Here is a 23,990-nt window from a genome sequence, read left to right on the forward strand (position 1 = left end):
TTCAAAATTTAATATGTTCATATTCTATCTGTGCTTTTTTAAACTCTTCATGACTACCAATATCTAGCCAATAACCCAACAATGGGTAAGTAATCACTTTTGCACCTTCCTTAATCAGTTTCTCCATAAGGTCTGTAGCATTATACATAGTATTTTGAGGAATGCTTTTCAACAATTCCTTTTTTATAAGGTAAATGCCCCCATTTGAATAATATGTAAACGTGGGTTTTTCTTTAAAACTTATAACGCTATTTTCATTTGTCTCTAGGACTGCATATGGAACATTTACATTGTATGGAATTGAAACCACAGAAAAATCGGCATCTTGCTTGATAAAATCTAAGAAAAAATCTTCATAATCGATATTAGTGAGCAAGTCAGAATTAGTTATCAAAATATTACTATGATTGAATTTTTCAATTTGGGAAACGGCACCGATCGTTCCAAGTGGCATGTTCTCATATAAATATTTTATACTTATGTTAAGTTCTGAACCATCTTTGAAATAATCTTCAATTTGTTCACCCAAGTAATTCACTGAAATGAACAATGTTTTAATACCATAAAGCGATAATCGTCCAATATTATGTTCTATGATTGGTTTATCACCAACCATAAGAAGCGGTTTAGGGGTATTTTCAGTAAGGGGCCTCAATCTCATCCCTTTACCTCCTGCCATAATAACTGCATCTAAGGGTAGGTATGATCGATTTCTACCAAAATTAACAATATCAACAATGCGTCCGAACTCGTCTAATACCGGTACAATTTTCAACATGTCATTACGGTAACCAATTACTTTTTGGATGTCGTTATCTCCCTTTTTCAGATATTTTGGCTGCTTTTGGCTGATTGAATCTATTTCCTCATCTATGGATGATCCCTTAATTAATCCTCTTCTGATATCGCCGTCAGTAAGGGAAGCAATCAATTTATTATCTTTATCAACTACGAAAAGAATTGCATCCTTTCCAAGATTATCTAAAAGAAATAATGCGGATTTTATAGAACTTCCTGATAGAATTAAATGTTTTTTATACTGCATTAGCTATTATATGAAAAATTAATTGGTAAAGGAGTTATCAAAGTTATCTTAATCCTTTACACTTAAAATTAATGTCCCTGAAAGACTTTATCAAAATTGAATTCAAATTAACAGTCTTTAACACGGAAATAATTTTACCAGATGAGTTATACTTACCATATGGGTTCCTACTGTTTTTGATTTTTTCCCTGAAAGAATCAGAGTATGCAACATTAATTGCTTCAATAATGGATGAAGTATTTGGGGTACAATCGATGACGCTGTCTGCACGAATTCTACCCTTCTGCCTATCCCCAATATTTACTGTGGGTATATTAAAGGATGGAACCTCAATTAAACCGCTAGATGAATTACCAATCACCATGTCAACATATTTCAATGATGACAAATATCTTATTTGCCCAAGTGAAACGAATGATACACAACGTTTTTGATTTTGTGATACATATTTATCGATAAGGTTGGCGATTATTCTACCATCTGTATCAGCGTTTGGTTTTGTAAAGATAATTCCAATATCTTGGAAATGATCCATTGCACTTAACAAACTGACAAATTGCTCTTCTGAAGTGGCATTCTCAAGGGTAACAGGATGAAAAGTTACCATAACAACCTTTTCGGGCAATGAAAAACCAATGGATTCTTCAAATTGGTATCGGGTGAGTAATTCTAACCTATTTATGTTTTCAATACCTAGGGCACCAACATTATACACATAATCAGGAGTTTCACCTAATTGCATGACACGTTTAGCGTATTCTACAGTTGATGTAAAATGAAGATGTGACATCTTAGTAATACTATGCCTTATAGCTTCGTCAATTACCCCCTCCGTTACCTCACCTCCATGGCAATGAGCAATTGGAATTTTAGCCACCATTGCTGCGATTGCGACAGAAAATATTTCAAATCGATCACCTAAAATAAACAAAATATCAGGCTTCAAACGATCAAGTGCTTCAGACATACTAATTACTCCCAATCCTATACTTTTTGAAATCCCTATTGAAGTATCAGATGACAAAAGCATTTCTACTTTTTCATCAATAAGAAAACCAGCGGCTTCAATTTCTTTGTAAGTAAGACCGAAATCAGGTGACAAATGCATCCCTGTCACGCAAATCTGCAGTTTGATATCTGGATCTTCTTGTAAGCCCCTCATAACCCAATACATCAGACCAAATTCAGCTCTCGAACCAGTTACAACGCAAATTTTCCTCATTCCAATTGATTAAATTGAACAAAATCATTTTTTAGGACATCAACTGTAAGGATCCTACCAACAATATTGTCAGATTCCATCGGACTCAAACCAGTTCCAGGTCTAAGAGAAATTAAGTCATCCTGCCCAACTATATGACCAGCTTTTAATGAATGTTTGAAAAACAAACTTTTTCTGGCAATAGCTATATTTTTAGCCTCCGAAACACTTAATTCCTTATTTCCTGAGCCACTAATAGCTGCTTCAATATTCCTAATAGCCGTAACCATTTTCTTAAGTTCGGAAGGGTCTAGAGAAGCTAAATGATCTGGCCCTGCCATGCTTTTGTCTAAAGTAAAGTGCTTTTCAATAATCGATGCTCCTAAAGCCACCGCAGCAATAGGAACTTCAATACCAAGGGTGTGATCGGAATAGCCTACCTCAAAACCAAGCTGGGCCTTTATCGAATTCATTGCCAGCAGGTTTACTTCTAACATTGGTGTTGGATATTCAGTTGTGCAATGAAGTATCGTAATTGAATCTCGGTCTGCTCCTTCTTTTATTAGTACTTCGATCGCCTGTTTAATTTCACTTAAATCAGACATTCCCGTTGATAGAATTATCGGCTTTTTCTTTTGGGCAATCTTTTTAAGATAAGGTTTATTCGTAATTTCCCCAGAGGGAATTTTAAGAATAGTAATTCCAAGTTGATCAAGAAAGTCAATACTATCATTGTCAAATGCAGTTGACAGAAACTGGATCCCTTTACTCTTGGCATATTCTATTAGAAACTGATGCCAATCATCAGGCATTTCTAACTTCTTAAGCATGTTATATTGGGAATTATCTCCATCCTTAGTATTACGAACCTGATATTCAGCCTTCTGCGCGTTTTGAGTTACAATTTTATCTGCCTTAAATGTTTGAAATTTTACGAAATCAACTCCTGCAGCTGCAGCTGCGTCTATCAGTTTCTTCGCAATAGTTAAATCTCCATTGTGATTTACACCTGCTTCAGCGATAATAATTACCTTTTTATTCATTTTATAGTTTTTGCTGGATTTCCTACAACTATAGCATTGTCTGGTATATTATTTAAGACTACTGCACCTGCACCAACTACCACATTAGCCCCGATAGATATCCCTTGTTTTATTACTGCATTTGCCCCGATAAAAGACATATTTCCAACATTAACATTTCCTGCTAGAACAGCTCCTGGCCCAATGTGTACTGATGTTCCAATGTGACATTCGTGCTCTATTATAGAACCGGTATTTATGATAGCATAATCATTTATGATAGATAATGGGTTAATAGTGGCGTTACCCGAAATAAATACACCATTACCAACCGAAACTTTATATGCAATGTTAGCAGATGGATGAATGATTGAAGTCAATTGTTCCCCAATTGACAAAAGTCGCTGAGCAATATTCATTCTGACAACATTATCACCGATTCCTATCATAAAGAGATATTTTTTTCCATATCCCGGGAAGTTGCTATTCCCATCGAAGCCTAAGTATTCCAATTGGAAAGGATTATTATTTTTACGTGTAGTTTCTGAATAATATTTCAAGTTGATACCAGATTTAATAGCCGCATCAGCAAGCACGAAAGCATGACCTGAATATCCTATTATTACTGCTATTTTTCTATCTGGCACTACTAGGGACATTTACAATTCTATCTTCTAAGAAAGTTGCATTTTTTTGATCATCTTTCTGACAAGAAGAATACATTGTCGACCTTGTTAGTAATTGCCATATTGGTCTTGTCATAACACCCGCGCTATTACTAGATGATAAAAAGAGGTCACGTTCTTTACGGGTTTCCAATTCGATGCACATTAGCCAATAATTTGCGGTGGTTCCTGGAAGCTCTGTTCTAAAGTGAATACCGCTTTTACTGAAATACTGATGATATTCAGAGGCTAACTCTCGTTTCGATTTTAGAAATGTGTCCAACTGTTCCAATTGTGCACACAATAGTGCTGCATTGAGATTTGGCAGTCTATAATTAAATCCTATCTCATCATGAACATATTCATATAGATGAGGAATTTTTGCGGTCGTTGTTATATGTTTGGCTCTTGCAGCCATTACATGATTGTTTGTTACAATTACTCCGCCGCCACCACTAGTGACAACTTTATTACCGTTGAAAGAAAATACGCCTAAAGTGCCAAAGCTACCTGTTGGTTTGGTTCCATATGTGCTACCTAAAGACTCTGCAGAATCTTCAACAATAGGTAAATTCCACTTTGTACAAACCAAAATAAGTTTATCTAAATGAACAGGAAATCCAAAAGTATGCATAGGCAGGCACGCTGCTATCCTTCTGTTTGTTCTCCTGTTATAAACACCATTCTCACGGATTTCTCCAAATTCTTCAAGAAAATTACTTACAGCGTCTGGAGACAAACCCATTGTATCGACATCTACGTCTAAAAAAACAGGTACTGCTCCATTATGTTTGATGGCATTAGCAGTAGCAATAAATGTTAAGGCCTGAGTAATAACTTCCTCGCCTTCAGATACTCCCACCATTTTGAGTGCTATTTGAATCCCAGCTGTACCGTTTACAGTAGCAACCGCCTTTTCGGTTTGAGCGATTTGACTTAGCATCATTTCAACCTTATCAACATAAGCCCCTACTGATGATACAAATGTGGAATCGATAGCGTCGTTGAGATATTTCTTCTCGTTCCCTCTAAACCTAGGCTCATGTAATGGTATGAATGACTCTGGCTGCCCAAAAGCTTCTCGAATTTTATTTATTGTTTCCTGAAAACTTTCCGTCATAGTAAATTAATTGACATTCCTGTATTTAGGATCATCAGGATTTATAATAAAACCCTCATTAACTGCTTTTACAATTTGATCCACACCGTCTGGAACTCTTTTGGTGATCTTGAACCCGAGTTGTGACTTAATTTTTTCAAAACTTACCCTGTAATCTCTTGGATCTTCATTTTTGGTTACATACTTGACCGACGCACCGGGAATACGCTTCAAAATCACATCGATTATCATCTGTTTCTGATAGTTCTCTTCAGTATCCCCTACGTTAAATACATCAAAAGCTGTCTTACTAGAATCAGCCTCAAAGACACTAATTACAGACCTTGCTAAATCGACGACGTGGCAATAAGGGCGCCAAAATTGCTCACCAAATATAGTAAGCTCTTTCCCCAGTGCCAGATCTTTTGAAAATTCATTAACAGTCAGATCAAATCTAGGTCGCAACGACAGACCGTAAACAGTTGAAAAACGAAGGCAAGTTGGTGCGCAACTATTACTTTTAGGCTGTCCTAAAAGGTATTTTTCGATATGAACCTTAGTTTCTGCATATAGTGATACTGGTGCAAGTTCTGATTCTTCATTCACAAAAGAATCCGGGTCTTTCATTTTACCATAGTTGCTGCATGTAGAGGCAAAAACGAATTTCTTAACTCCGGCAAGTTCTGCCTGAGTATACAAGTTTACCGACCCATCGATATTGATAGATTTCGTAAGATCCGGATCTACAGCACATGCAGGATCACCAACGATCGAAGCAAGATGGGCAAGAAAGGTAACTCCCTCTAAGGCTCGTGATACGATAGAGGCATCCCGTATATCGCCTTTAATAAATTCAAAATCATTTCTGTTTAGAAGATCAAGAATAGGTTCACCACCGAATGATAGATTATCTAATACTTTGACATAATAACCTTTATCCAATAATAACCGGACTAATACCGAACCAATATAACCAGCACCGCCGGTAACTAATACTTTTGTTTTATTCATAAAGCTATGGGATATAATTAGTGACATTAATATTTCCTCTCGTACAAAGCGCAAGAGAGGTGTAATGTGAATTTTGTTTTGTAGGCCAAGGAAGGGCACCTAATGGTCTTATTTCGATATTACATCCCTCACCGATTAGTCGCTCAGTGGCAAGATAAGGCCCCGGTATAATCGAATTGTTAACCCAAATAGGTTTGTTATTAGGGAAATAGTCATGTAAAAGGATGATTCCATTTCTGTTAAGGAGCCTACATGCCAAAGGTAATTCCCTATAAACAAGTTCAGCTGAATGCCCTCCATCGAGAAATATTAAATCATATTTATCCTGACATTGAGCAAGGTACTCTACAGAAGGTTGACACCGAAAAGTCACTTTATCACTATAGTTAACTTTTGTAACTAAATCAAGGGGTGACATAGGTGCTTTATATGCAATCCATGGTTTTTCAGCGCTATTTACATCTCTAATATCGACAGTTACAATACCTGATACCCCATTAACTAATTTTAATTCACGTTGTGCAACAGATAGGTGAACAGTTGAGCAACCTATATGAGTACCAATTTCAAGTATTTTGGATGGTTTGAAATGCCAAATCAAATAAGCTATTGCTCTTTGATCTCCTGTATTAACCCCCCCCGTATTATCAGGAAGATCTAATCCTTGCAATTCCTTGCTAACTGAATCCCATAGGCTTTTATACTTTTCGGAATTAAAAATCAATTCAAACTCATCATCCGAATCTAACTTTTTAAGGTTCTCGACAGAGACGTTCGCCCGCTCAAGCTTTTTTAAATCTTTTCGATCTCTAAAGTTTCGGATAAAATTTTTTGCAGACTCTGGTATTAGATTAGAGAAACTAGTGTTCATTAGATTGTTAATATTTTATTGTTAGCCTCAACAAATATAAACTATGTTAGCCATTTTTTCGACCATTTATATAACATTAATAGATTCCATATAAACTGAGGGTCTACTGTATTTTTACCCTCATAAAAACTATTTATAAGATTCACCAAATAACTTTGATTAAATTTGAAAATCTGAAAGAACATTGTGTCAGATTTCAACTTGGCTATTTCATGAGCCAAATCGTTTAACAGCCAGTCTGCAACCGGAACAGAAAAGCCTGCTTTAGGGGCCTGAGTTATTGACTTAGGCAAATAATTTCCTAGAATATCACGAAGAATCGACTTAGTTTCTCCGTGTGCTAATTTCCATCTATCAGGAAGGGAAAGTCCAAGTGCTATCAGATTGTGGTCCAGCAGTGGCTCCCTGGCTTCTAACCCATATCGCATACTCGCTCGGTCAACCTTGACTAAAAGATCATCAGGTAGGTAATAATTCACATCAAATAAACCTAGCTCATTTAATAGATAATCATTGCTTAACTCTTCTTTATTCATAGAACGACGTGACAAACTTGAGGGATAAAGGAAACATTTGGAAAGATGTGTGTCTTCAATAAAATCAGATCCACTATCAAAAAAACTAAATACATCATTTGAAGAACTTGCATTAATGAACTTTCGAACTTTAGTTCCTATATTTTTATATCTGCCACTTAGCAATATCTCGCATATCCTTGAGCTATTTTCAACCCCTAAATTCCTCATCATCGTCCCAAGGGTCTTGTAAAGTAAGGGATTAGTATTAAAAGATTTTGCAAATTTATACTTTACATAACCACCAAACACCTCGTCACCACCATCACCACCGAGTGAGACCTTCACATACTCCCGGGTTTGACTCGAAAGAAAAAGTGTGGGTAGAGCACTAGCATCCCCAAAAGGCTCATCATATACACATGCTAGTTCGTCGAAAAGGTCAAGCAGAGTACTTTCATTACATTTAAATTCGTAATGTTCAGTTTTAAAAGTTGAAGCTATCTTTCGTGCAAGAAGTGCTTCATTATATTTTGGATTATCAAACGCAATTGTAAACGTTTTCAAATTTATATTTAACTCAGAAGCGGCTATAGCTGTAACGAGGCTAGAATCAATTCCACCACTCAAAAACACCCCAACAGGAACATCTGAAATTAACCTGTAATCAACACTTTTAATTAAGGCATTTTTAACCTCTTCTTTTGCTTGTTCGTAGTTTCCTTCGTAAGCGCCAAAGGTGGCCGTTGACGCATTCCAATAAACTTCGCTAATACAGTTCATCGATATGTCAAAAATTACAGCGGAGCCTGGTTTAACTTTTTCTACTCTCTTAAATATGCACTGATCCCCTGATACATATCCCTTTCGTAAATAATCAGGCACAACACTATGATCAATTTCTAATTTAAAGTCTGGTATCGCATGAACCGCCTTCAATTCGGAAAAAAAATATATCCCACCCTTATGTCTTGCATAATGTAATGGTTTAACACCAACCCTGTCTCTTGATAAAATGAAATGAGCATTCTTATCATCCCAAAGAGCAAAGGCAAACATTCCGATAAATTTGTTTAAACAACTTAGTCCCCAGGCGTCATACGATTTTAAAATTACTTCAGTATCTGAGGACGTTTCAAATGAATAACCAATCTTTATTAGATCATTTCTTATCTCTCTGTAGTTGTAAATTTCTCCATTATAGCATATGATATAATACGACCATTTAAAAGGTTGATTAGCCGCATCTGAAAGATCCAAAATTGATAATCTAGCATGTCCAAGCACACCTTGAGGAAAAAAATCAACATGCTGATTATCAGGACCTCCATGCTTCATTAACTGAATCATGTCATCAACTACATCAAAATCAATTTTTGATGTCTTATGTTTAAAATAACCTGCAATCCTACACATCTAATATATTAATTTATCCCTGCTGAAGACTTGTTGTAGTTCTTGCTTTAAACAGACGTAATAAAAATTCAGTAATTAACTCACAATATAAAATTATGAACAGAAAAGGACCAACCATTGCAAATTGTCTTGGTCCTACTGCATCAAGGTTTTGATTGCTGATGATGTAAGGAAATAATCCCACAAAGAACAATGCAAGAATAGTTTTCCATTCTTTAATCAGGAAATAATAAAAATCTTTAAATATAAATGATACCAAAATAATCGAAAGCGTTAAAAAATACCATGCTGGATTATAACCACTATCCACCCCATACATGTTCCATGGAAACGGACCGAAATAATATTTAAGTGAAAGAAATGCAATTTGCCCCAAATCAGGACGATAGGTACTTAGGAAGATCCAAGTGTAAGAAAAGATATTTTGTCCTGCTACTGAAATAGCAATAAATGGTGGTATTAAGAAAAATAAGTGCTTAACCCTAAACAACCTAAAATAAAAAAGATATAAACTAATAAAAACGAGGAATCCAGCCGGACGTGTTAATACCAGGAAATAAGTGAAAACTAGGAACAATGGAATTGCAATTAGCGCACCTAAACTACTTTTAACACTTGACAACCTCAGGAGTAAAATAATCATATAAACAATTAAGTCATCCCGTAAATAAGTCGCATCAGCAGCAAGAAATGGATGGTAGAAAGACAAAAACAATACACTTATTATTGCAGAAGTCTTCCGGTGTCCTTTATCTAACAGTAACCTATATAATGAATTCGCTGCAATAAAAAAGATGATTATTCTTACAATAATGGCGTTTGTATATTGGGCACCAAATATATTATGAAATAAGCCAATCATATAGGGCCACCCGCCATTCATAAATGCATTATCCTGCATAAATGAGGCTTTGATCGCATCAAATCCAAGTCCATTTTCGTAAAAAAATAAACTAGAATTCTGCCAGCTAATCTCATCATATCCTATAACCTGGCTGCCAAAATCAAGATTGTTTGTTGAGAAGGTTATAAAGGCCAATAGCAATTTAACTAAACTTAAAATTAAAGTTAAAAAATATACCTTCTTAAAAGTCACCAAAACAAAATTTATGCAAAATGCACCGAGTCCCCCGAATTCTTTAAATATTTTGCTGCAACAAGGGGGCTATCTGTTATGCTTTTATGGAATGAACACATTCTCATACCTACGTGGCCCCTCATCATCGACTTACGGATATCAGTGAACTCAAATTGAACAATTTCTCTGGGCACCTGGCTATATACTCCTTTGTGCAATAAGTTGGTATCAAAAATTATTAGGTCATTTTTCTTTCCTATCACTTTAATTATTTTACCAACCGCTTTCACATCCTCTAAAGCCATTTTACTATCACGATAATTAGAATACTTAATACGATGAGATGATGGAACGATTTCGGTATGTGTGGTATCGTCCTGATCTGTTATACACATGAATATCTTTATGCGATGTCCGACAGAATCATGATGCCATTCATCAGATTTTGATCCAGAAGAAAGAAAACGCCTACCGGATGCGTAATCAAGTACAGCTTTTGGACCAAGATAATCACGAACTATGCTAATAACTTTTGGGTCAAATAAAGGCTTTGAAAGGAAAGGGAATTTAAGAAGTATATCTTTTGATTCCTCACTACCGATCAAGCTCCTTGACACTTCAGGAAATAGCGCCAAATCATATTCATTAAAATAATTAGAGATAACACAATAACCTTGCTCTCCTAATGGCCCCTTCATAGATGCTCTTAAGTCACCGTACTTTACTATAATTCTTTGATATAGTTCTCCTAACATAATAACTTTATTTTATATGAATTTAACAATTAATTTCCATGACCAAGTCAGTAACAATAATTTTTATATCCGGACATTCCGCAGAAACTTTTTCATGCGCATAATTAATATCCGACTCAGTAAATTTCTGTCTTATCCTATTATAATTATCCCCATTTAACACAAATCGCAATTTATTTTTCAAATGCATCATCTTATGAATTGAAGATTTCCTTATGGATAGTGCAGACTTAAATGAGAGGTTTTCAAGTTTTTCAACAATCATATCAAATGCCCTATTAGCTGAGTCAGCATTGGAGAGTAATCGGTGAAGTATCTCTTTCCTCTTTATATTAAGTTTGTCAGTTAAACTCTGATCCAGCTCAGTCAAGTCATCTGCGAAAAAATTAGCAAGCCTATAAGCCGGTTCTCTAGTGGGGATTTTCCAAGTGTATGCTCTTTTTCCTGAAATAAATGCTTCGAGACTTGTTGTGCATTTTGCGTTAATAATATACTCTGAAGCTATAATCCATGGAATAATATTATATCGGTCGTCGATCTGAATTGCATCATAAACATATGGTTGATCCGATGGATGAGGCCTTAGTACAAAGTTAAGTCCGGTATCTTTATTGTCCTGTAAGTAAGACTCCATCAATAATTTGAATTTATCATCCATTTCTTTCATTCCCTTAAGCGCATATTTATAAACTTCAGGATAGGGGTTGAAAGAACTGACAATCAAAACAAACGAGCCATACTTGTTTTTAATAAGATCAAACTCTTTTTTAAACCATGCTCTCCATTCAGGCAATAACATCGCGTATCTCGGATTTCCGGAGACAATATTCCTGGTATTGGGGTATGCAGAAAGTAGTATTTCATTAAGATTATTTCCAGTAACAAAATTTGCAGCTACAAAATTTTCTGCCCTCTTACTAAAACGATGGTTGTTGAAATACGAACAATTAGTAATCAGTCCTTCTTCATCTAGCACTGTATAGACAAATCCTTTTTGGTGTACAATTTCAAATCGTTTCGAATCAACAAATTGCGCACACTTATCGAAAATAACACCTGGTGGATATTTTCCTGAAATGATATTCCACAATATTTGGTTCTTTTCTCCTACAACGACACTGTATCCTTTGTTAGCAAGTTTAGTTGCTAATAACATCCTCGAATCCAATTCTCGTTTTGCAACTTCGATAAGTATGTAGATATAAGACCTGTGCATATTATTGCTCTCTGCTTTTCAAGATTGCTTCAGCAAGCAGAAGATCTTCAGGTTCATCAATATCGATTGCATTTTTGTCGTCTAAAATGAATGGTTTCGAAATAGACGGATGGATAAAGCAGCTATGCTCAAAAAGGAATTCCTTTTTGATTAGGTAGTAAGAGCCATCTATAAAAAAGAAATTTTCCTGATATGCTTGCCTTTGGTTGCCAGAAACTGGCTTTTGTAGATATTCCCAATTATCTTCATTCATTCGAATACATTCATTCGGATGTTGCCTTATCGGAATTACACTAAATGAAGAAGCCAATTCATCAATTCTAAATTGTTTAATCATACTCAGGATATGATTTAAAGATCGGATTGGCGAAGTCACTTGTAGAAGCAAGATTTCATCTGGATAAACTGATTTATTATCTTCTAGCCAATTTAAAGCATCCTTTAAACCATCTATGATTGTAGCCGTATCATCAGATAGGTAATCAGGGCGCTTGTAATCTGTTTGGAAACCTTGTTTACTACAGTAATCTAATATCTTTTCATCATCAGAAGATACGAAGATCATCACTTCGTCTTCAAGTTCTTGTTCTAAGGCTTTCGCTATACTTAACGTATAATATAAAAGCGGCTTTCCATTCAAGTAGGAAAGATTTTTTAACGGAATTCCCTTAGAACCACCTCTCGCAGGAATATATATAAGAATCATTTGCCGATTTTCTGAAATATATCTATCGCAATACGTTCATCTGACATGTAATAGTCTGATATATAGACTTTTTTGAAACCCGCACTTTCCATCTTTTCACGTAATGTTTCAATATTCAGAAATTGTTTAGTAAATGAATCGCCTTTTATGTTATAAGAGTACGCAAACAAGCCATTGGTTACAAGCATTGAGTTGATATGAGAAATTGTAATATCTATCTCAGGTGCACAATAATATAACGTTTTCAGGGCAGTCACCAGATTTGCTTTAAGGTCCAGCGTAGATTCTATAATATTAAGTTGATGAAAGAATAAGTCAGGATAAGCTAATTTCGCTTTGAGAATTGCAGCTTCTGAAATGTCACACCCTATGTATTCCTCAGCTGCTAACTCTTGCTTAAATGCCTTACTGAGATGCCCTGGCCCGCACCCAATATCAACAATCCGACCACCCTGATATAAATGCTTTAGTGCAGAAACTAACACTTTGAAGCTGGTATCTTCAAGGCCGCGCGCTTCTTGCCCCCAAGGATCCGCCACTTCCCTGTACATAGTTTCAAAGTCTCTAGTGAAGTCTTTATTATTCTTGATTATATAATCATTGCAATTCATATACAATAGCTTAGCCTTTTTTATAAATAAATCTCATATGATTTGCTGCCCCGGCCTGATCAACGATCGCTTGAAGTTGCTCAAATAAATTAGCCATTTCTGTAGCAGCTTCTTTCTTACCAATATGATTATAATATGCATGTATATCTGCAATGTCCATTCCTTTTGTTTCGAGGTGGACTAATTCCATACCTGTCAGGTGGGCCAATTTTTCAACACTTTGTTTGGTAAAATAAGTTAAATGTGCAGGAGGACATACCAATGAAGAATCCTGTTTTAATTGCTGTATGCCCAATGAATCAAAGTTTGGTGTGAACACAACGATGATTCCGCCAGGGTTTAAGAGAGCCTTAGATTCTTCGATTAACTTTAATGGATCCATTACATGTTCCAGCAAATCAAACATGGTTATTACATCGAAGCTTTCTTTTATCTCTGATAAATGTTCACTAAATACAGGAATGCCTAATTTTTCTGACGTGAAACCAGCCAGCTCTTTTGATATCTCCTGACCATATATTTCGAAACCGGCACTTTTAGCTCCTTCCAGAAACCACCCAACACCGCATCCGATATCCAACAGCTTACCATTTTGAACATATTTTTGGATTAGTCGAATTCGCTCCATACCAAACCTCTTGATCCTATATTCTCTCATGCTATCATAAGACACAAGAGATTTATTGAAGTATGTTTCTTCATAAACATCTCCAGCGTAAACAGGAAATGGATCAACATAAGCCAAAGTGCAATCATTGCACTGATAAACGGATATCCCATTGTTTAAATCAACAAACAAATCCCTCCTATCAGAACCACAAATCAGACACATACTTTGAGGACGGTACCCGGATTTCGACTTCACCCGATCTACCCACTCTGATTTAGCCTGGTTCATTTTTGCTATGAAATCGACCGGTCTCATCGATGCGATGTCGATTCTTAGAAATTCGTTGATTGCTTTTGCGTAAGACATATAGTTTAGATTATTTTGCTAATTTAATTAATGATACCTATAAACTGAAAAATGTTGATTTTCTGATACCAAATCTAAGCCTACGATAGAAAATCCACTTTTTTCATAGGCTCGATGCAGGTATTCTTTTTCTACAAGGATGTGACTGACTTTATTCTCTTCTAAAAATTGCTTATCCCATTTCAAAAACGGGTATTCTGAAAAATACATCTCATGTATTTCTTTTGAATGATTTCCATACTGATATTCAAAAGTTTTTTCTCCATAGCCAAGAGCTACCGCTAGAGTGGATGCCCGGTACGGCACACTATACCAAACAGCGTTTTTAAGGTCTTGAGGAACAACCTTAAGTAAGCTAATCAAATACTTATTCTTATTTTCAAATAAATCCTTAGAAATTAACACGGCTAGTACAATACTAGTTATTATCAAGAGTAGCACAAAAACAATCTTGGTCTTATAAGAGACCGAAAGGTTAAAAATCAAAATAGGTAAATAAACCGACGAAGAAAAATAAGTAGCAAATGAAAAGTAGCGCCAGCATTCCCCCAAAAATGCAAACTTTCTAATGCCAGTCATCATAAATATCACTGCCAACGCAAAGTAAACGGTAAAAAGTCTCTTGAATATAAAATACTCGTTGGAAGTAAAATCTGTTGCAGACCATATAAAAAAGCCAGAGATAAATAAAACTAAAAATGAGGTGAAATATGGGTACGATTCAAAGACAGGCCTTGCTATGACATTCTTAATTAAATGGACAAAAACATTATTGGATGGCCTTGGCTTATAGTAATTTAAAAAATATTGAAAAGAATACTTTAACTGTGGAATGACACTTGGAAGAAATTCTTTAGGAAAAAGCACAATTGAAATTAATATCGCTAAAGGTAAAGTCAAAAACAAGTACCCATCAAAGCTAACTAGGGAAACCAATAAAATTGAAAACAAAGAAGATTGTCTGCAAAATATGGACGTATTGATGGAAACAATCAGCAAAAAACAAATCAAGGCGAAGGACTCTACTGTAATACCATAATGTATATAAGTCAGCCATAAAAATGAGTTCACAACTAATCCAAAGTATCTTGGTTGCAAAACGCTGTATTGAATTCTATGCTTATCTAATCCTATATTATCTGGTTGAACAAGGAATAGAAGTATAATTGAAACCAATACCTCTGTATTAACACTAATATTCAGGTAGAGAAAGCTGAGGAAACAAGCAACCGAAATGATATGTATAAATAAATTAGGCATCCAGGAATTATTAAATAAAATTCTGTCACCTAAAAGCTTTCCTATTATTTTCATATAAAGTGAGGGGACCAAAACAGAATCTTTTGAAATTAGACATCGTGGATCAGAAAATCCGCATGAACTGGTTCTGAAAAATTGAATCAGGAAGAAATAGGTAGAAGCATCGCCGTATGGTCCATCTGAAAAATAATTCCAGATTTTCGTATTTAGTCTAAGAAATAAGTAACGAAAAAGTCCAAATAATATAGTAAGTGATATAAAAAACCAAATCATACAATTATATTTTCAATGCCGCTTCTAACAAATTTCTATCAGGAAAATTCACCAATACGCCCATTCCCTTTTTCTGGTAAACTACCATGCTCCCCAACGCTACAGCCGATATATTTGTTTTAGATATTATTTCATCGATATGATCTAATTTTCCTGCGCCTCCATTTGCAATTACCGGTATATTAACGGCGTCAGATATCTTCTTCAAAATATCGATATCATATCCGGTCCATGTACCATCCCTATCCATTGACGTGACTAGCAATTCTCCGGCTCCGAAATCTTCCATCGTTTTCGCCAGGTCGACAGGATTATGGTTTTGCCTTTTAGTGCCACAATGACTATAAACCTGATAATTCCCCCAAAGATTCCGTTTTATGTCTATTGATACGAGAACACTTTGATTACCCGAGTGATTTGCAATTTCGCTAACTAGAAAAGGATTTTCAATTGCCGCAGTGTTCAATATGATTTTTTCAAAACCTATAGAAAGGATTTTTTTGGCAGTCTCACTATCATCAACACCGCCACCATATGATAATGGCATAAAGCATTCGTCGGCAATCTCTCTCAATATTTTAAAGTTGGGAGGGCGCTTTTCAAGTGTTGCCCTAATATCGAGAAAACACAGTTCATCGACTTCCAATTCATTAAAAATCCTCACCGTATTGATTGGATCACCGATATACCCTGGGTCACCGAAACGGATAGTTTTAACTAAAGATTCTTCAACCAATTGCAAACACGGAATAACACGAATTCTCAACATTTAATTTTTGCAAAGTTTTCAAACAATCTCATACCAAACTTGTGGCTCTTTTCCGGGTGGAACTGAGCGCCGTAAACATTGCCACTCGCCACCGCTGAGTCAAATTCTACACCATATTTGGTTCTCATAATTGAGTCCGAGGGATCTTTGGCACGAACAAAATATGAATGAACAAAATAATATCTTAGTTCCCCATTAAAATTTTCCGTAAGCCCATTTACCTTGGTAACTGTCGCGACGTTCCAACCCATATGTGGAACCTTGAGTTGGCTATCAATTCTCCCTTTAAAGTGATAAGCCATGCCCGGTATCCATCCCAAACCCGAAAGTTCACCCTCTTCGCTACCGTCCATCAATAACTGCATTCCCAAACAAATCCCTAAAATTGGAATTTTCTCAACTAACGCTTTATAGTCCAGAACTTCCTTAAGCCCGGAAGAATTGATACGCTGCATCGCAGAATCAAAAGACCCGACGCCCGGTAATAAGATTTTTGGCGAAGCCATAATAACGTCTGGATCAGACGTTATCTGCGCTAATACACCTACTTTTTTAAACATATTAGCAACCGAACCGAGATTGCCCATGCCGTAATCGACAATTGCGATCATAACTATTTTACAGGTAAACAGTACTTCAGGTAAAAACTCATTGGAACCAAATTCCTTTTTGCTAAAAAATAAAATAATGGTCTAAGTAGCTCAAACCTCTTCTTATATGTCGGAAATTCAGTCCAAAATCTAGGTGGCTGACTCATAATATGATCGTATTCCTGATCTGTCAAACCCAATCTCTTTTTGAAATAATTAACAAGATCATCCGGAATATGGGGTTCTGTATTATATAATTCCCATGCCTCAGCTCTAGACATTTTTCCGTTCCTAACTAACGCTGCCAGAGTATTATTTCGAAAGTCCGCACCGAATTTACCAGGTGCATAAACACTATGTAGAAACGCAGTCATCCTATTTTCCAGATGATGACCACCATAATACTCCCAATCATATTCCTTCTCCAGAATTGCTCGAGCCTCCTCTTTATTATATTCCAAATACCAAAATGGCCTAATCTTTCTTATACGCTTAAAAAGTGTCCATTTCAGAAAATTATAAAAGGTCATCAACGGATAGGTTTTCATCGGCCGCGTTCCGTATTGCTTGTGGATTGACTTAATGTATTTTCCATCAAAATAGTTTTTCCCAACAGGTGTAATCCCCTCAGTAATAAAAGAATGGCCCTCAAAGACATATTTGACGCCCCATCTATCAGCAGCACGATACATGGTTTCAGCCAGAGCAAGGTCTGTCGCTGCCTCAATTTCAGTAACCCCGGCCAGAAAAAAAGACTTGAAAATGTCATCAGATTCCTTGTTATCAGTCACGTGGGTGAAGAGATCGACTTTAAGTTTACTCAATACCTTTCTGATGTTTTCTGTCGCGATCGATGAGTTCCAGGTATTATCATAATGTACAGCCAAAGGTCTCAGACCCCATTCGAGAGCTTTCATTATCATATAAGATGAATCTGTACCACCACTTACTCCAACTATGCAGTCGTATGTTTTACCCTTGCCATCTCTTTTCACTTCCTCAATTATCTCCGAAAATATTTTTAAGCCCTTTTCAGTGCCAGTTCCATATTCTAAAGTAAGATCATCAACCTGTCTGCAATAATTGCAAACACCATTGACATCGAAAGTGATACTAGATACCCGTTCATCATATATACATCTTGTACATATTTGAACCGTTGCTTCAGAAATATCCTTTGATTGTAACATTTGTTTCTTAATTAAGTATCTGAATTAAACCTAGCGTGTATGGATTTTATAATTTCATGGGATTTACCCTTTCTAGACCCGAGTTCAATGTCCATTAATAATAAGCATTTACTATCTCCACACACAACAAATACACCTTCATTATTTATTTCAGCGACCTGACCTGGCGTACCATAAAACTGCCTTTCATCAATTCGAGTCTCCCAAATAATAAGCTTTTCACGTTTATAAAAAGTATAAGCTCCCGGATAGGGTGATGCCTGAGCGCGGATGAAATTAAAAATGGCTAAGGCAGAATTATTCCAGTTTATGAGCCCATCTTCTGGTATCCGCTGTGCACAGTAAGATGCCAGTTCATGATTTTGCTCGTAGGGTACTATCCCTCTATTCAGAAGCGCAACATAATTACTTTTTAAAACCTCGGCCGCGGCTTCTTCTAAATGGTCCAGTATAGTGGAAATATTTGAATTTGGATCAGGGTTATATTTATATTGATGCCAAATCACTCCATCATCCATTCTTTCTGTAAATGAGAAGAGTGAAAAACCAACAGTTTCTTCTCCGTTAATGATATTCCATACCAAGGGCGACCCACCACGATATTTGGGTAAGAGTGAGTTGTGCAAGCCAATAAATCCAAATGGTACAGTTTCCAATATAGTTTTGGTGAATAGCCAATACCAACAAATTACCAAGCATAGTTCCGGATTCTCGTAAACAATTATCTGTTCCGAGTCCTTTCTATTCTTTGCAATTGATAATTTGATATTATTTTCCTTACAATACGTGATATACTCTTGAAGAACACTTCGTGGATCCATAGAATCATCAATAGTTAACACGCCACTTATTGTATTTTCAGAAACGGTACGAATTGCCTTTAAGCAATTCAAGCCGAGCTTCTTACTCCCTATAAACAAAACCTTATTGATATTTCCCACTGATAACGAGTTAGGGATTAATCAACAGTGCATTTTCTAGCACATATAACGCTTCCCTTGGATTTATAAAAACTTTAGAAATGCCTTTAATCGCTTGAACAAAGTCAGTCAATTCCAGCAAGAGGGGCTCTTGCTTGTACATCGGGTACTTAATTATTTTCCCGGCAGTGACAAGTCCATAACCAAGAAAGGACTCATTTGTTAACGATGATCGATAATCAAAATCACTATTTTCATAGAATGTTACTTCCTGATTAAAATAATCTCCAAGGAGCATTCCAGAATTACCAAATATTTCGATGGTCCGCTTGTAACGTGGGGATATCCAGCTAAATTCACTAGAAGCTTTAATTCCATTTTCCAGATCCATAATGGCCTTCACATAAATTTCCTGCTTGCCGGCCTTTATTACCTGTGAGTGTATATTATTTACTTTCCCCCCTAAATAATTTATAATATCCAGATCATGGACCGCTAAATCAATTAATACCCCTTCTGTATTTCCCAAGAGGCGTTTAGGAAAAGGACCACATCTATAAGTATTAATGATATAAATATTGTCAAGAAACTTGTTATCAAGAAACTCCTTAATTTTTGTTATCACCGGATTAAATCTCTCAACATGCCCGACTGTGAAAACAATTCCCTTACGTTCAGCAGCTAAAATCATCTCTTCAGCATCAGCCAAATTGTGGGCGATAGGCTTTTCAACAAGTACATTTATTCCTGCCTCTATTGCCGAAAGGGCTATCTTTCGGTGAGTGACAGGCGGAGTAGCTACAATTATACCATCAGGCCTTTGCTGAATTAATACCTCATAATCTTCGAATGCTTTGTCAATTCCAAATTTTTTTTTCGCATGATCTAAATTGGATTGGTTATTATCTGCGATAATGATTTCATCCACTTCAGGCATATTTCTTAAAACTCTAATGTGATTTTGTCCCATTGAGCCCGAACCAATAACACCTATTTTCACTTTATTTATTTTTAAATAATGTTTCTATGTACCATTTAATTGTAGGAATAATTGCCTGATCAAAGGTTGTGATATCTTTGAAATTCAACAGTCTTTCTGCCAGCTCTACATTTCCTTCAAGCACTCTGACGTCACCGATCCTAGTCGCTCGGCGCTCAATTTCACCTGAATATTTTAACTCTTTACATATTATTTCAATTACATCCTTAATCATAATCTGCTTCCCCGAAGCAAGATTGATTATTTGGCCATGAGCTTCTTCATTCTTGTAAATTTCAGCTGTCCAATACGCCGAATCTTTCACATAAAAGAAATCTCGGGTTTGAGTTCCATCATCAAATATCACAGGTTTCTCGCCCTCCATTATTCTTCTGATTGTTAATGGAATCACTCCGGCATAGTTCTTCTCATTCTGACGCGGGCCGAAATTATTAAACGGTCTTACTATCGAAAAATCAATCCCAAAAGTTTTTCCGTAGGAATACACTAATAAATCTGAAGCGGACTTACTTGCTGCATATGGCGTATGACCCAACAAGGGATGATTTTCATCCATCGGTGTATAAATAGCTGTGCCATATACCTCTGATGAAGAATATGCAATAATCGAAATTTGCCTTTTAGATAACCGTATGATCTCTAATAAATTTTGAGTCATTTTAATATTCTGATCAAAACACCAGACAGGATTCTCTAATGATGCTTCGAGTGGAATTACAGCCAAATGGAAGATTACATCTATTTCATTGTCAGATATTATTTTTGCAATAGATTCATAATTGGTAACATCACAGTTTATAAAACGGAATTTTGAATTGACTTTTGCTTCCGACAAATTTTCTTCTTTCCCTAAATAAAGGTTATCTACCGCAATTATTTTCACAACTGGCTCGGTAAGTAGATGGTCACATAAGTGACTGCCAATGAACCCGGCCCCACCTGTAACTAGAACATTTTTATTATTAAAATCAGCCATTTTTTTGTTCTTTAATATGAGTATTTAAGCTGCTACAAACCGTAGCTATTTGCTCTTCAGTGAGTTCGAAATACAGCGGCAGTGCAAGTGTTTGATGGTATAATGTCAGTGAATTCGGACATTCGTCAGCACTATTGTAAACTGGTTGTATATGTGATGCGTAAGTACCAATCTGACATTGAATACTTTCCCGTTTTAAGGAAACGATCAAATCGTTCCTTCTAAGGCTTGAATCCAGGCAAACTACATAACTTTGGTAAACATGGTAGAAATTTGTTGGCTCCACGGGAGTAGTTAAAAATTCATTATCCCTTAAAAAATTATTATAGACTGCAACTAGCTCTCTTTTTCTTTCAAGAACTTTTGGATATCTTTTTAGTTGAACCAGAGCAATTGCAGAATTAATATCAGATAGTTTGTAATTATAACCCAATGTTTCAAAGCTAGGGATTGCAAACTCAGTCTGACGACTATATGCCGAACTCATACCGAAACACGAAAGAGATGCCATAATTTGAGCATATTCGTCGTTATTGGTTACATTCACTCCGCCTTCTCCTGAGGTCACATTTTTTCGGCCATGGAGTGAAAAACACGTTATGTCTCCAAATGAACCCACATTTTTACCGCTATACTTAGCGCCCATTGCACAGGCTGCATCCTCTATAATTTTCAACCCATATTCGTCTGCTATTGATTTTATCTGATCCATATCAGCCATTAATCCAAAAGCATGAACGACGATTATAGCTTTGGTCTTTGAATTAATTTTTGCCTTAATCTTATCCGGATCGATGTTATAGGTATATAAATCAACATCAACGAATCTTGGTATAGCACCGCAGTAAAGTACCGCATGGCCGGTAGCAGGAAATGTAAAATCAGAAACAATAACTTCATCACCTTCCTTAATTCCGATTGCCAGCAACGCCAAATGTAGCCCCGCAGTGCAGTTGTTCACGGGAATTGCATGTTTTACTGCGATGTCTTCTTTAATGTAGGAAGAAAGAGCTAGTCCTTGTGGGCCTTGCCCGGCTACCCAACCTGAATCGAAAGTTTCCTGAATTGCCTTTAATTCCTCGTCATTAAAAAACGGTTTAGATAAAAATATCATCAGGCTTTTTATTTAATAATATTAATGATTCGGTTCAAGTCTTCATTGGTAATCTGTGGGTGCACTGGAAGGCTAAGAACCTGTTGTGATATTTTCTCTGACACAGGGAAATCACCCTCTTTGTATCCAAACTTTTGAAAGACCGGATAGGTGTGAAGAGGCTTCGGATAAAATATTCCAGGAAATACATTATTTCTCTGAAGGTCTTGAACAAGTTCATCTCTAGTTCTGCCGTATTTACCTACATCTACTTTTATTGTATATTGGTGATATACATGCCCGTAATTGCTAGGCACGCTTGGAATAGTAATTCCCGAAATACCGGACAACCCCTTATTTAAAATTGCAGCATTTTCCAGTCGTTTCCGGTTGAAATTTTCAGCCATTTTTAGTTGACTTAGTCCAATAGCAGCGTGAATATCCGTCATTCTGTAGTTGTACCCGAATCCAGTGTAATTATATTGAGTTACTAATGACTGTCCATGATGTCTAAATGATTTTACGTTTTCAATAAAACTTTCATTATTAGAGGTTAATACACCTCCTTCTCCAGCCATAATATTTTTTGTGGCGTACAAGCTAAACGCACTGACATCCCCAAATGATCCTGCTTTTTGGTCATTTAGCGTCGCCCCATGCGCCTGACAAGCATCTTCTAATATTGTAATTTTAGCGGCATTAGCCAATGTTTGTATCTGTGGCATATCAGACAACAAACCATAGAGATGGATCGGCATAATGACCTTCGTTTTCGCCGTTATCTTGTTCTGAATATTCTTCGGGTCTATGTTGAATGTATCTTCGTCTATATCAGCAAATACAGGCTTTGCGCCCATCATTAGAATTGAATTAGCGGATGCTACGAAGGTAAACGGACTTGTTATAACTTCGTCATCTTTATCCACCCCAAGAGCAAAAAGTCCTGCATGTAGTGCTGCTGTCCCAGAATTAAGAGCAGCGCTATATTTTACGCCGCAATATTCTGCAAATTTTGCCTCTAACTCGGCAACCTTTACTCCTTGGGTGATCATCCCCGATCTCAAAACCTCCAAAACACTGTTACAAGTATCTTCGTCAATAAAAGGTTTGGCTGTAAAAATTTTTTCGTTCATCTAACTTCTTTTTAATATTATTAATTCATTACATCCTAAACAAGTCACTTCAAAAGGTTTTGTAATGGTATTTGGTGCATCTAAACGCTTTCCACATTTACAGACATAACCGACTAACTTTGCTGGATTCCCTACCATTAAGCTATAGGGGGGTACGTTTTTATTAACTACTGTTCCGGCACCAATTAAAGCAAATTCTCCAATCACTGAGCCACAAACGATGGTTGCGTTCGCGCCAATAGACGCTCCTTTTTTTATTATAGTCGGTGTTATTTTCCAATCATGGTTAAATGATCTCGGATAAAGATCGTTGGTAAATACCATATGCGGACCTAAAAAAACATCATCTTCAATGGTAACGCCCTTATAAACCGACACTCCGTTTTGAATTTTCACCCTGTTACCAATTGACACATCAAGATCTATGTAACAATCTTTACTAATAATACAATTTTCCCCAATAGTTACACCCTCCCGTATCTGAACATTCATCCATACATACGTACCTTCTCCTATTTTGCAGTTGTCGCTAACCCAGGACGAATCATGAATTTTCACTCCATTAACAATCTTAATTTTACTCATCTATTACAAAATTT

24 protein-coding genes are annotated in these 23,990 nt (G+C 36.2%); all 24 read right to left on the bottom strand.

Going from position 1 to position 23,990, the window contains the following annotated elements; genetic code table 11:
- Position 1: 1 nt before the first annotated feature.
- Entirely contained in the window at positions 2 to 1,045 is a 1,044-nt protein-coding gene (locus Q8M41_RS10415) for a nucleotidyltransferase family protein (RefSeq protein ID WP_305365207.1), read from the bottom strand.
- A 43-nt stretch (positions 1,046 to 1,088) separates the two neighbouring features.
- Positions 1,089 to 2,267, bottom strand: a complete 1,179-nt coding sequence (gene neuC / locus Q8M41_RS10420) for a UDP-N-acetylglucosamine 2-epimerase (RefSeq protein WP_305365208.1) — start codon at positions 2,265 to 2,267, stop codon at positions 1,089 to 1,091.
- Positions 2,264 to 3,289: an N-acetylneuraminate synthase gene (gene neuB / locus Q8M41_RS10425; protein ID WP_305365209.1), complete on the bottom strand. Its 1,026-nt coding sequence runs from the start codon at positions 3,287 to 3,289 to the stop codon at positions 2,264 to 2,266. Before neuB ends, neuC begins: the two co-directional genes overlap by 4 nt.
- Entirely contained in the window at positions 3,286 to 3,915 is a 630-nt protein-coding gene (locus tag Q8M41_RS10430) for a NeuD/PglB/VioB family sugar acetyltransferase (RefSeq protein WP_305365210.1), read from the bottom strand. Before Q8M41_RS10430 ends, neuB begins: the two co-directional genes overlap by 4 nt.
- Positions 3,905 to 5,053 (bottom strand): LegC family aminotransferase, encoded by a 1,149-nt coding sequence (locus Q8M41_RS10435; protein WP_305365211.1) that lies wholly within the window; start codon positions 5,051 to 5,053, stop codon positions 3,905 to 3,907. The genes Q8M41_RS10430 and Q8M41_RS10435 overlap by 11 nt, the downstream gene beginning before the upstream one ends.
- Before the next feature lie 6 nt (positions 5,054 to 5,059).
- Complete coding sequence (locus Q8M41_RS10440) at positions 5,060 to 6,043, bottom strand: NAD(P)-dependent oxidoreductase (protein WP_305365212.1); 984 nt, start codon at positions 6,041 to 6,043, stop codon at positions 5,060 to 5,062.
- Between the two features lie 4 nt (positions 6,044 to 6,047).
- Positions 6,048 to 6,914, bottom strand: coding sequence for a class I SAM-dependent methyltransferase (locus Q8M41_RS10445; RefSeq protein ID WP_305365213.1), 867 nt, complete (start codon positions 6,912 to 6,914; stop codon positions 6,048 to 6,050).
- A 41-nt stretch (positions 6,915 to 6,955) separates the two neighbouring features.
- The gene (gene asnB / locus Q8M41_RS10450) at positions 6,956 to 8,845 is read right to left on the bottom strand and encodes an asparagine synthase (glutamine-hydrolyzing) (protein WP_305365214.1); all 1,890 of its coding nucleotides are present in this window, start codon (positions 8,843 to 8,845) and stop codon (positions 6,956 to 6,958) included.
- A gap of 13 nt (positions 8,846 to 8,858) precedes the next feature.
- Positions 8,859 to 9,884 (bottom strand): hypothetical protein, encoded by a 1,026-nt coding sequence (locus Q8M41_RS10455; RefSeq protein WP_305365215.1) that lies wholly within the window; start codon positions 9,882 to 9,884, stop codon positions 8,859 to 8,861.
- A 68-nt stretch (positions 9,885 to 9,952) separates the two neighbouring features.
- Positions 9,953 to 10,621, bottom strand: coding sequence for a hypothetical protein (locus Q8M41_RS10460; protein WP_305365216.1), 669 nt, complete (start codon positions 10,619 to 10,621; stop codon positions 9,953 to 9,955).
- A gap of 79 nt (positions 10,622 to 10,700) precedes the next feature.
- Complete coding sequence (locus Q8M41_RS10465; RefSeq protein WP_305365217.1) at positions 10,701 to 11,894, bottom strand: surface carbohydrate biosynthesis protein; 1,194 nt, start codon at positions 11,892 to 11,894, stop codon at positions 10,701 to 10,703.
- 1 nt (position 11,895) lies between these two features.
- Positions 11,896 to 12,600, bottom strand: coding sequence for a cytidylyltransferase domain-containing protein (locus Q8M41_RS10470; protein WP_305365218.1), 705 nt, complete (start codon positions 12,598 to 12,600; stop codon positions 11,896 to 11,898).
- Entirely contained in the window at positions 12,597 to 13,211 is a 615-nt protein-coding gene (locus tag Q8M41_RS10475; RefSeq protein ID WP_305365219.1) for a trans-aconitate 2-methyltransferase, read from the bottom strand. Before Q8M41_RS10475 ends, Q8M41_RS10470 begins: the two co-directional genes overlap by 4 nt.
- A gap of 10 nt (positions 13,212 to 13,221) precedes the next feature.
- Complete coding sequence (locus Q8M41_RS10480; RefSeq protein ID WP_305365220.1) at positions 13,222 to 14,187, bottom strand: class I SAM-dependent methyltransferase; 966 nt, start codon at positions 14,185 to 14,187, stop codon at positions 13,222 to 13,224.
- Between the two features lie 27 nt (positions 14,188 to 14,214).
- Entirely contained in the window at positions 14,215 to 15,501 is a 1,287-nt protein-coding gene (locus Q8M41_RS10485; RefSeq protein WP_305365221.1) for a hypothetical protein, read from the bottom strand.
- Between the two features lie 223 nt (positions 15,502 to 15,724).
- The gene (locus Q8M41_RS10490) at positions 15,725 to 16,489 is read right to left on the bottom strand and encodes an AglZ/HisF2 family acetamidino modification protein (protein ID WP_305365222.1); all 765 of its coding nucleotides are present in this window, start codon (positions 16,487 to 16,489) and stop codon (positions 15,725 to 15,727) included.
- Complete coding sequence (hisH, locus tag Q8M41_RS10495) at positions 16,483 to 17,100, bottom strand: imidazole glycerol phosphate synthase subunit HisH (protein WP_305365223.1); 618 nt, start codon at positions 17,098 to 17,100, stop codon at positions 16,483 to 16,485. Before hisH ends, Q8M41_RS10490 begins: the two co-directional genes overlap by 7 nt.
- Before the next feature lie 2 nt (positions 17,101 to 17,102).
- On the bottom strand, positions 17,103 to 18,269 hold the full coding sequence (locus tag Q8M41_RS10500) for an N-acetyl sugar amidotransferase (RefSeq protein WP_305365224.1): 1,167 nt from the start codon (positions 18,267 to 18,269) through the stop codon (positions 17,103 to 17,105).
- An 11-nt stretch (positions 18,270 to 18,280) separates the two neighbouring features.
- Positions 18,281 to 19,210, bottom strand: coding sequence for a methionyl-tRNA formyltransferase (locus Q8M41_RS10505; protein WP_305365225.1), 930 nt, complete (start codon positions 19,208 to 19,210; stop codon positions 18,281 to 18,283).
- A gap of 10 nt (positions 19,211 to 19,220) precedes the next feature.
- A complete protein-coding gene (locus tag Q8M41_RS10510) occupies positions 19,221 to 20,189 on the bottom strand; it encodes a Gfo/Idh/MocA family protein (RefSeq protein ID WP_305365226.1) in 969 nt (322 codons plus the stop codon).
- 1 nt (position 20,190) lies between these two features.
- Positions 20,191 to 21,165 (bottom strand): dTDP-glucose 4,6-dehydratase, encoded by a 975-nt coding sequence (locus Q8M41_RS10515; protein ID WP_305365227.1) that lies wholly within the window; start codon positions 21,163 to 21,165, stop codon positions 20,191 to 20,193.
- Complete coding sequence (locus Q8M41_RS10520; protein WP_305365228.1) at positions 21,158 to 22,279, bottom strand: DegT/DnrJ/EryC1/StrS aminotransferase family protein; 1,122 nt, start codon at positions 22,277 to 22,279, stop codon at positions 21,158 to 21,160. The genes Q8M41_RS10515 and Q8M41_RS10520 overlap by 8 nt, the downstream gene beginning before the upstream one ends.
- Before the next feature lie 8 nt (positions 22,280 to 22,287).
- Positions 22,288 to 23,391: a DegT/DnrJ/EryC1/StrS aminotransferase family protein gene (locus Q8M41_RS10525; protein ID WP_305365229.1), complete on the bottom strand. Its 1,104-nt coding sequence runs from the start codon at positions 23,389 to 23,391 to the stop codon at positions 22,288 to 22,290.
- Positions 23,392 to 23,976: an acyltransferase gene (locus Q8M41_RS10530; protein ID WP_305365230.1), complete on the bottom strand. Its 585-nt coding sequence runs from the start codon at positions 23,974 to 23,976 to the stop codon at positions 23,392 to 23,394.
- Between the last annotated feature and the right edge of the window lie 14 nt (positions 23,977 to 23,990).

Source organism: Daejeonella sp., from assembly GCF_030684675.1.
In the GTDB taxonomy this organism is placed as follows: Bacteria; Bacteroidota; Bacteroidia; order Sphingobacteriales; family Sphingobacteriaceae; genus Daejeonella.

Coding starts and splice junctions, on each gene's coding strand:
- Q8M41_RS10415 (WP_305365207.1), bottom strand. CDS start 1,045: ATGCAGTATAAAAAACATTTAATTCTATCAGGAAGTTCTATAAAATCC.
- neuC (WP_305365208.1), bottom strand. CDS start 2,267: ATGAGGAAAATTTGCGTTGTAACTGGTTCGAGAGCTGAATTTGGTCTG.
- neuB (WP_305365209.1), bottom strand. CDS start 3,289: ATGAATAAAAAGGTAATTATTATCGCTGAAGCAGGTGTAAATCACAAT.
- Q8M41_RS10435 (WP_305365211.1), bottom strand. CDS start 5,053: ATGACGGAAAGTTTTCAGGAAACAATAAATAAAATTCGAGAAGCTTTT.
- Q8M41_RS10440 (WP_305365212.1), bottom strand. CDS start 6,043: ATGAATAAAACAAAAGTATTAGTTACCGGCGGTGCTGGTTATATTGGT.
- Q8M41_RS10445 (WP_305365213.1), bottom strand. CDS start 6,914: ATGAACACTAGTTTCTCTAATCTAATACCAGAGTCTGCAAAAAATTTT.
- asnB (WP_305365214.1), bottom strand. CDS start 8,845: ATGTGTAGGATTGCAGGTTATTTTAAACATAAGACATCAAAAATTGAT.
- Q8M41_RS10460 (WP_305365216.1), bottom strand. CDS start 10,621: ATGAAGGGGCCATTAGGAGAGCAAGGTTATTGTGTTATCTCTAATTAT.
- Q8M41_RS10465 (WP_305365217.1), bottom strand. CDS start 11,894: ATGCACAGGTCTTATATCTACATACTTATCGAAGTTGCAAAACGAGAA.
- Q8M41_RS10470 (WP_305365218.1), bottom strand. CDS start 12,600: ATGATTCTTATATATATTCCTGCGAGAGGTGGTTCTAAGGGAATTCCG.
- Q8M41_RS10475 (WP_305365219.1), bottom strand. CDS start 13,211: ATGAATTGCAATGATTATATAATCAAGAATAATAAAGACTTCACTAGA.
- Q8M41_RS10480 (WP_305365220.1), bottom strand. CDS start 14,187: ATGTCTTACGCAAAAGCAATCAACGAATTTCTAAGAATCGACATCGCA.
- Q8M41_RS10485 (WP_305365221.1), bottom strand. CDS start 15,501: ATGAAAATAATAGGAAAGCTTTTAGGTGACAGAATTTTATTTAATAAT.
- Q8M41_RS10490 (WP_305365222.1), bottom strand. CDS start 16,489: ATGTTGAGAATTCGTGTTATTCCGTGTTTGCAATTGGTTGAAGAATCT.
- hisH (WP_305365223.1), bottom strand. CDS start 17,100: ATGATCGCAATTGTCGATTACGGCATGGGCAATCTCGGTTCGGTTGCT.
- Q8M41_RS10500 (WP_305365224.1), bottom strand. CDS start 18,269: ATGTTACAATCAAAGGATATTTCTGAAGCAACGGTTCAAATATGTACA.
- Q8M41_RS10515 (WP_305365227.1), bottom strand. CDS start 21,165: ATGGCTGATTTTAATAATAAAAATGTTCTAGTTACAGGTGGGGCCGGG.
- Q8M41_RS10520 (WP_305365228.1), bottom strand. CDS start 22,279: ATGATATTTTTATCTAAACCGTTTTTTAATGACGAGGAATTAAAGGCA.
- Q8M41_RS10525 (WP_305365229.1), bottom strand. CDS start 23,391: ATGAACGAAAAAATTTTTACAGCCAAACCTTTTATTGACGAAGATACT.
- Q8M41_RS10530 (WP_305365230.1), bottom strand. CDS start 23,976: ATGAGTAAAATTAAGATTGTTAATGGAGTGAAAATTCATGATTCGTCC.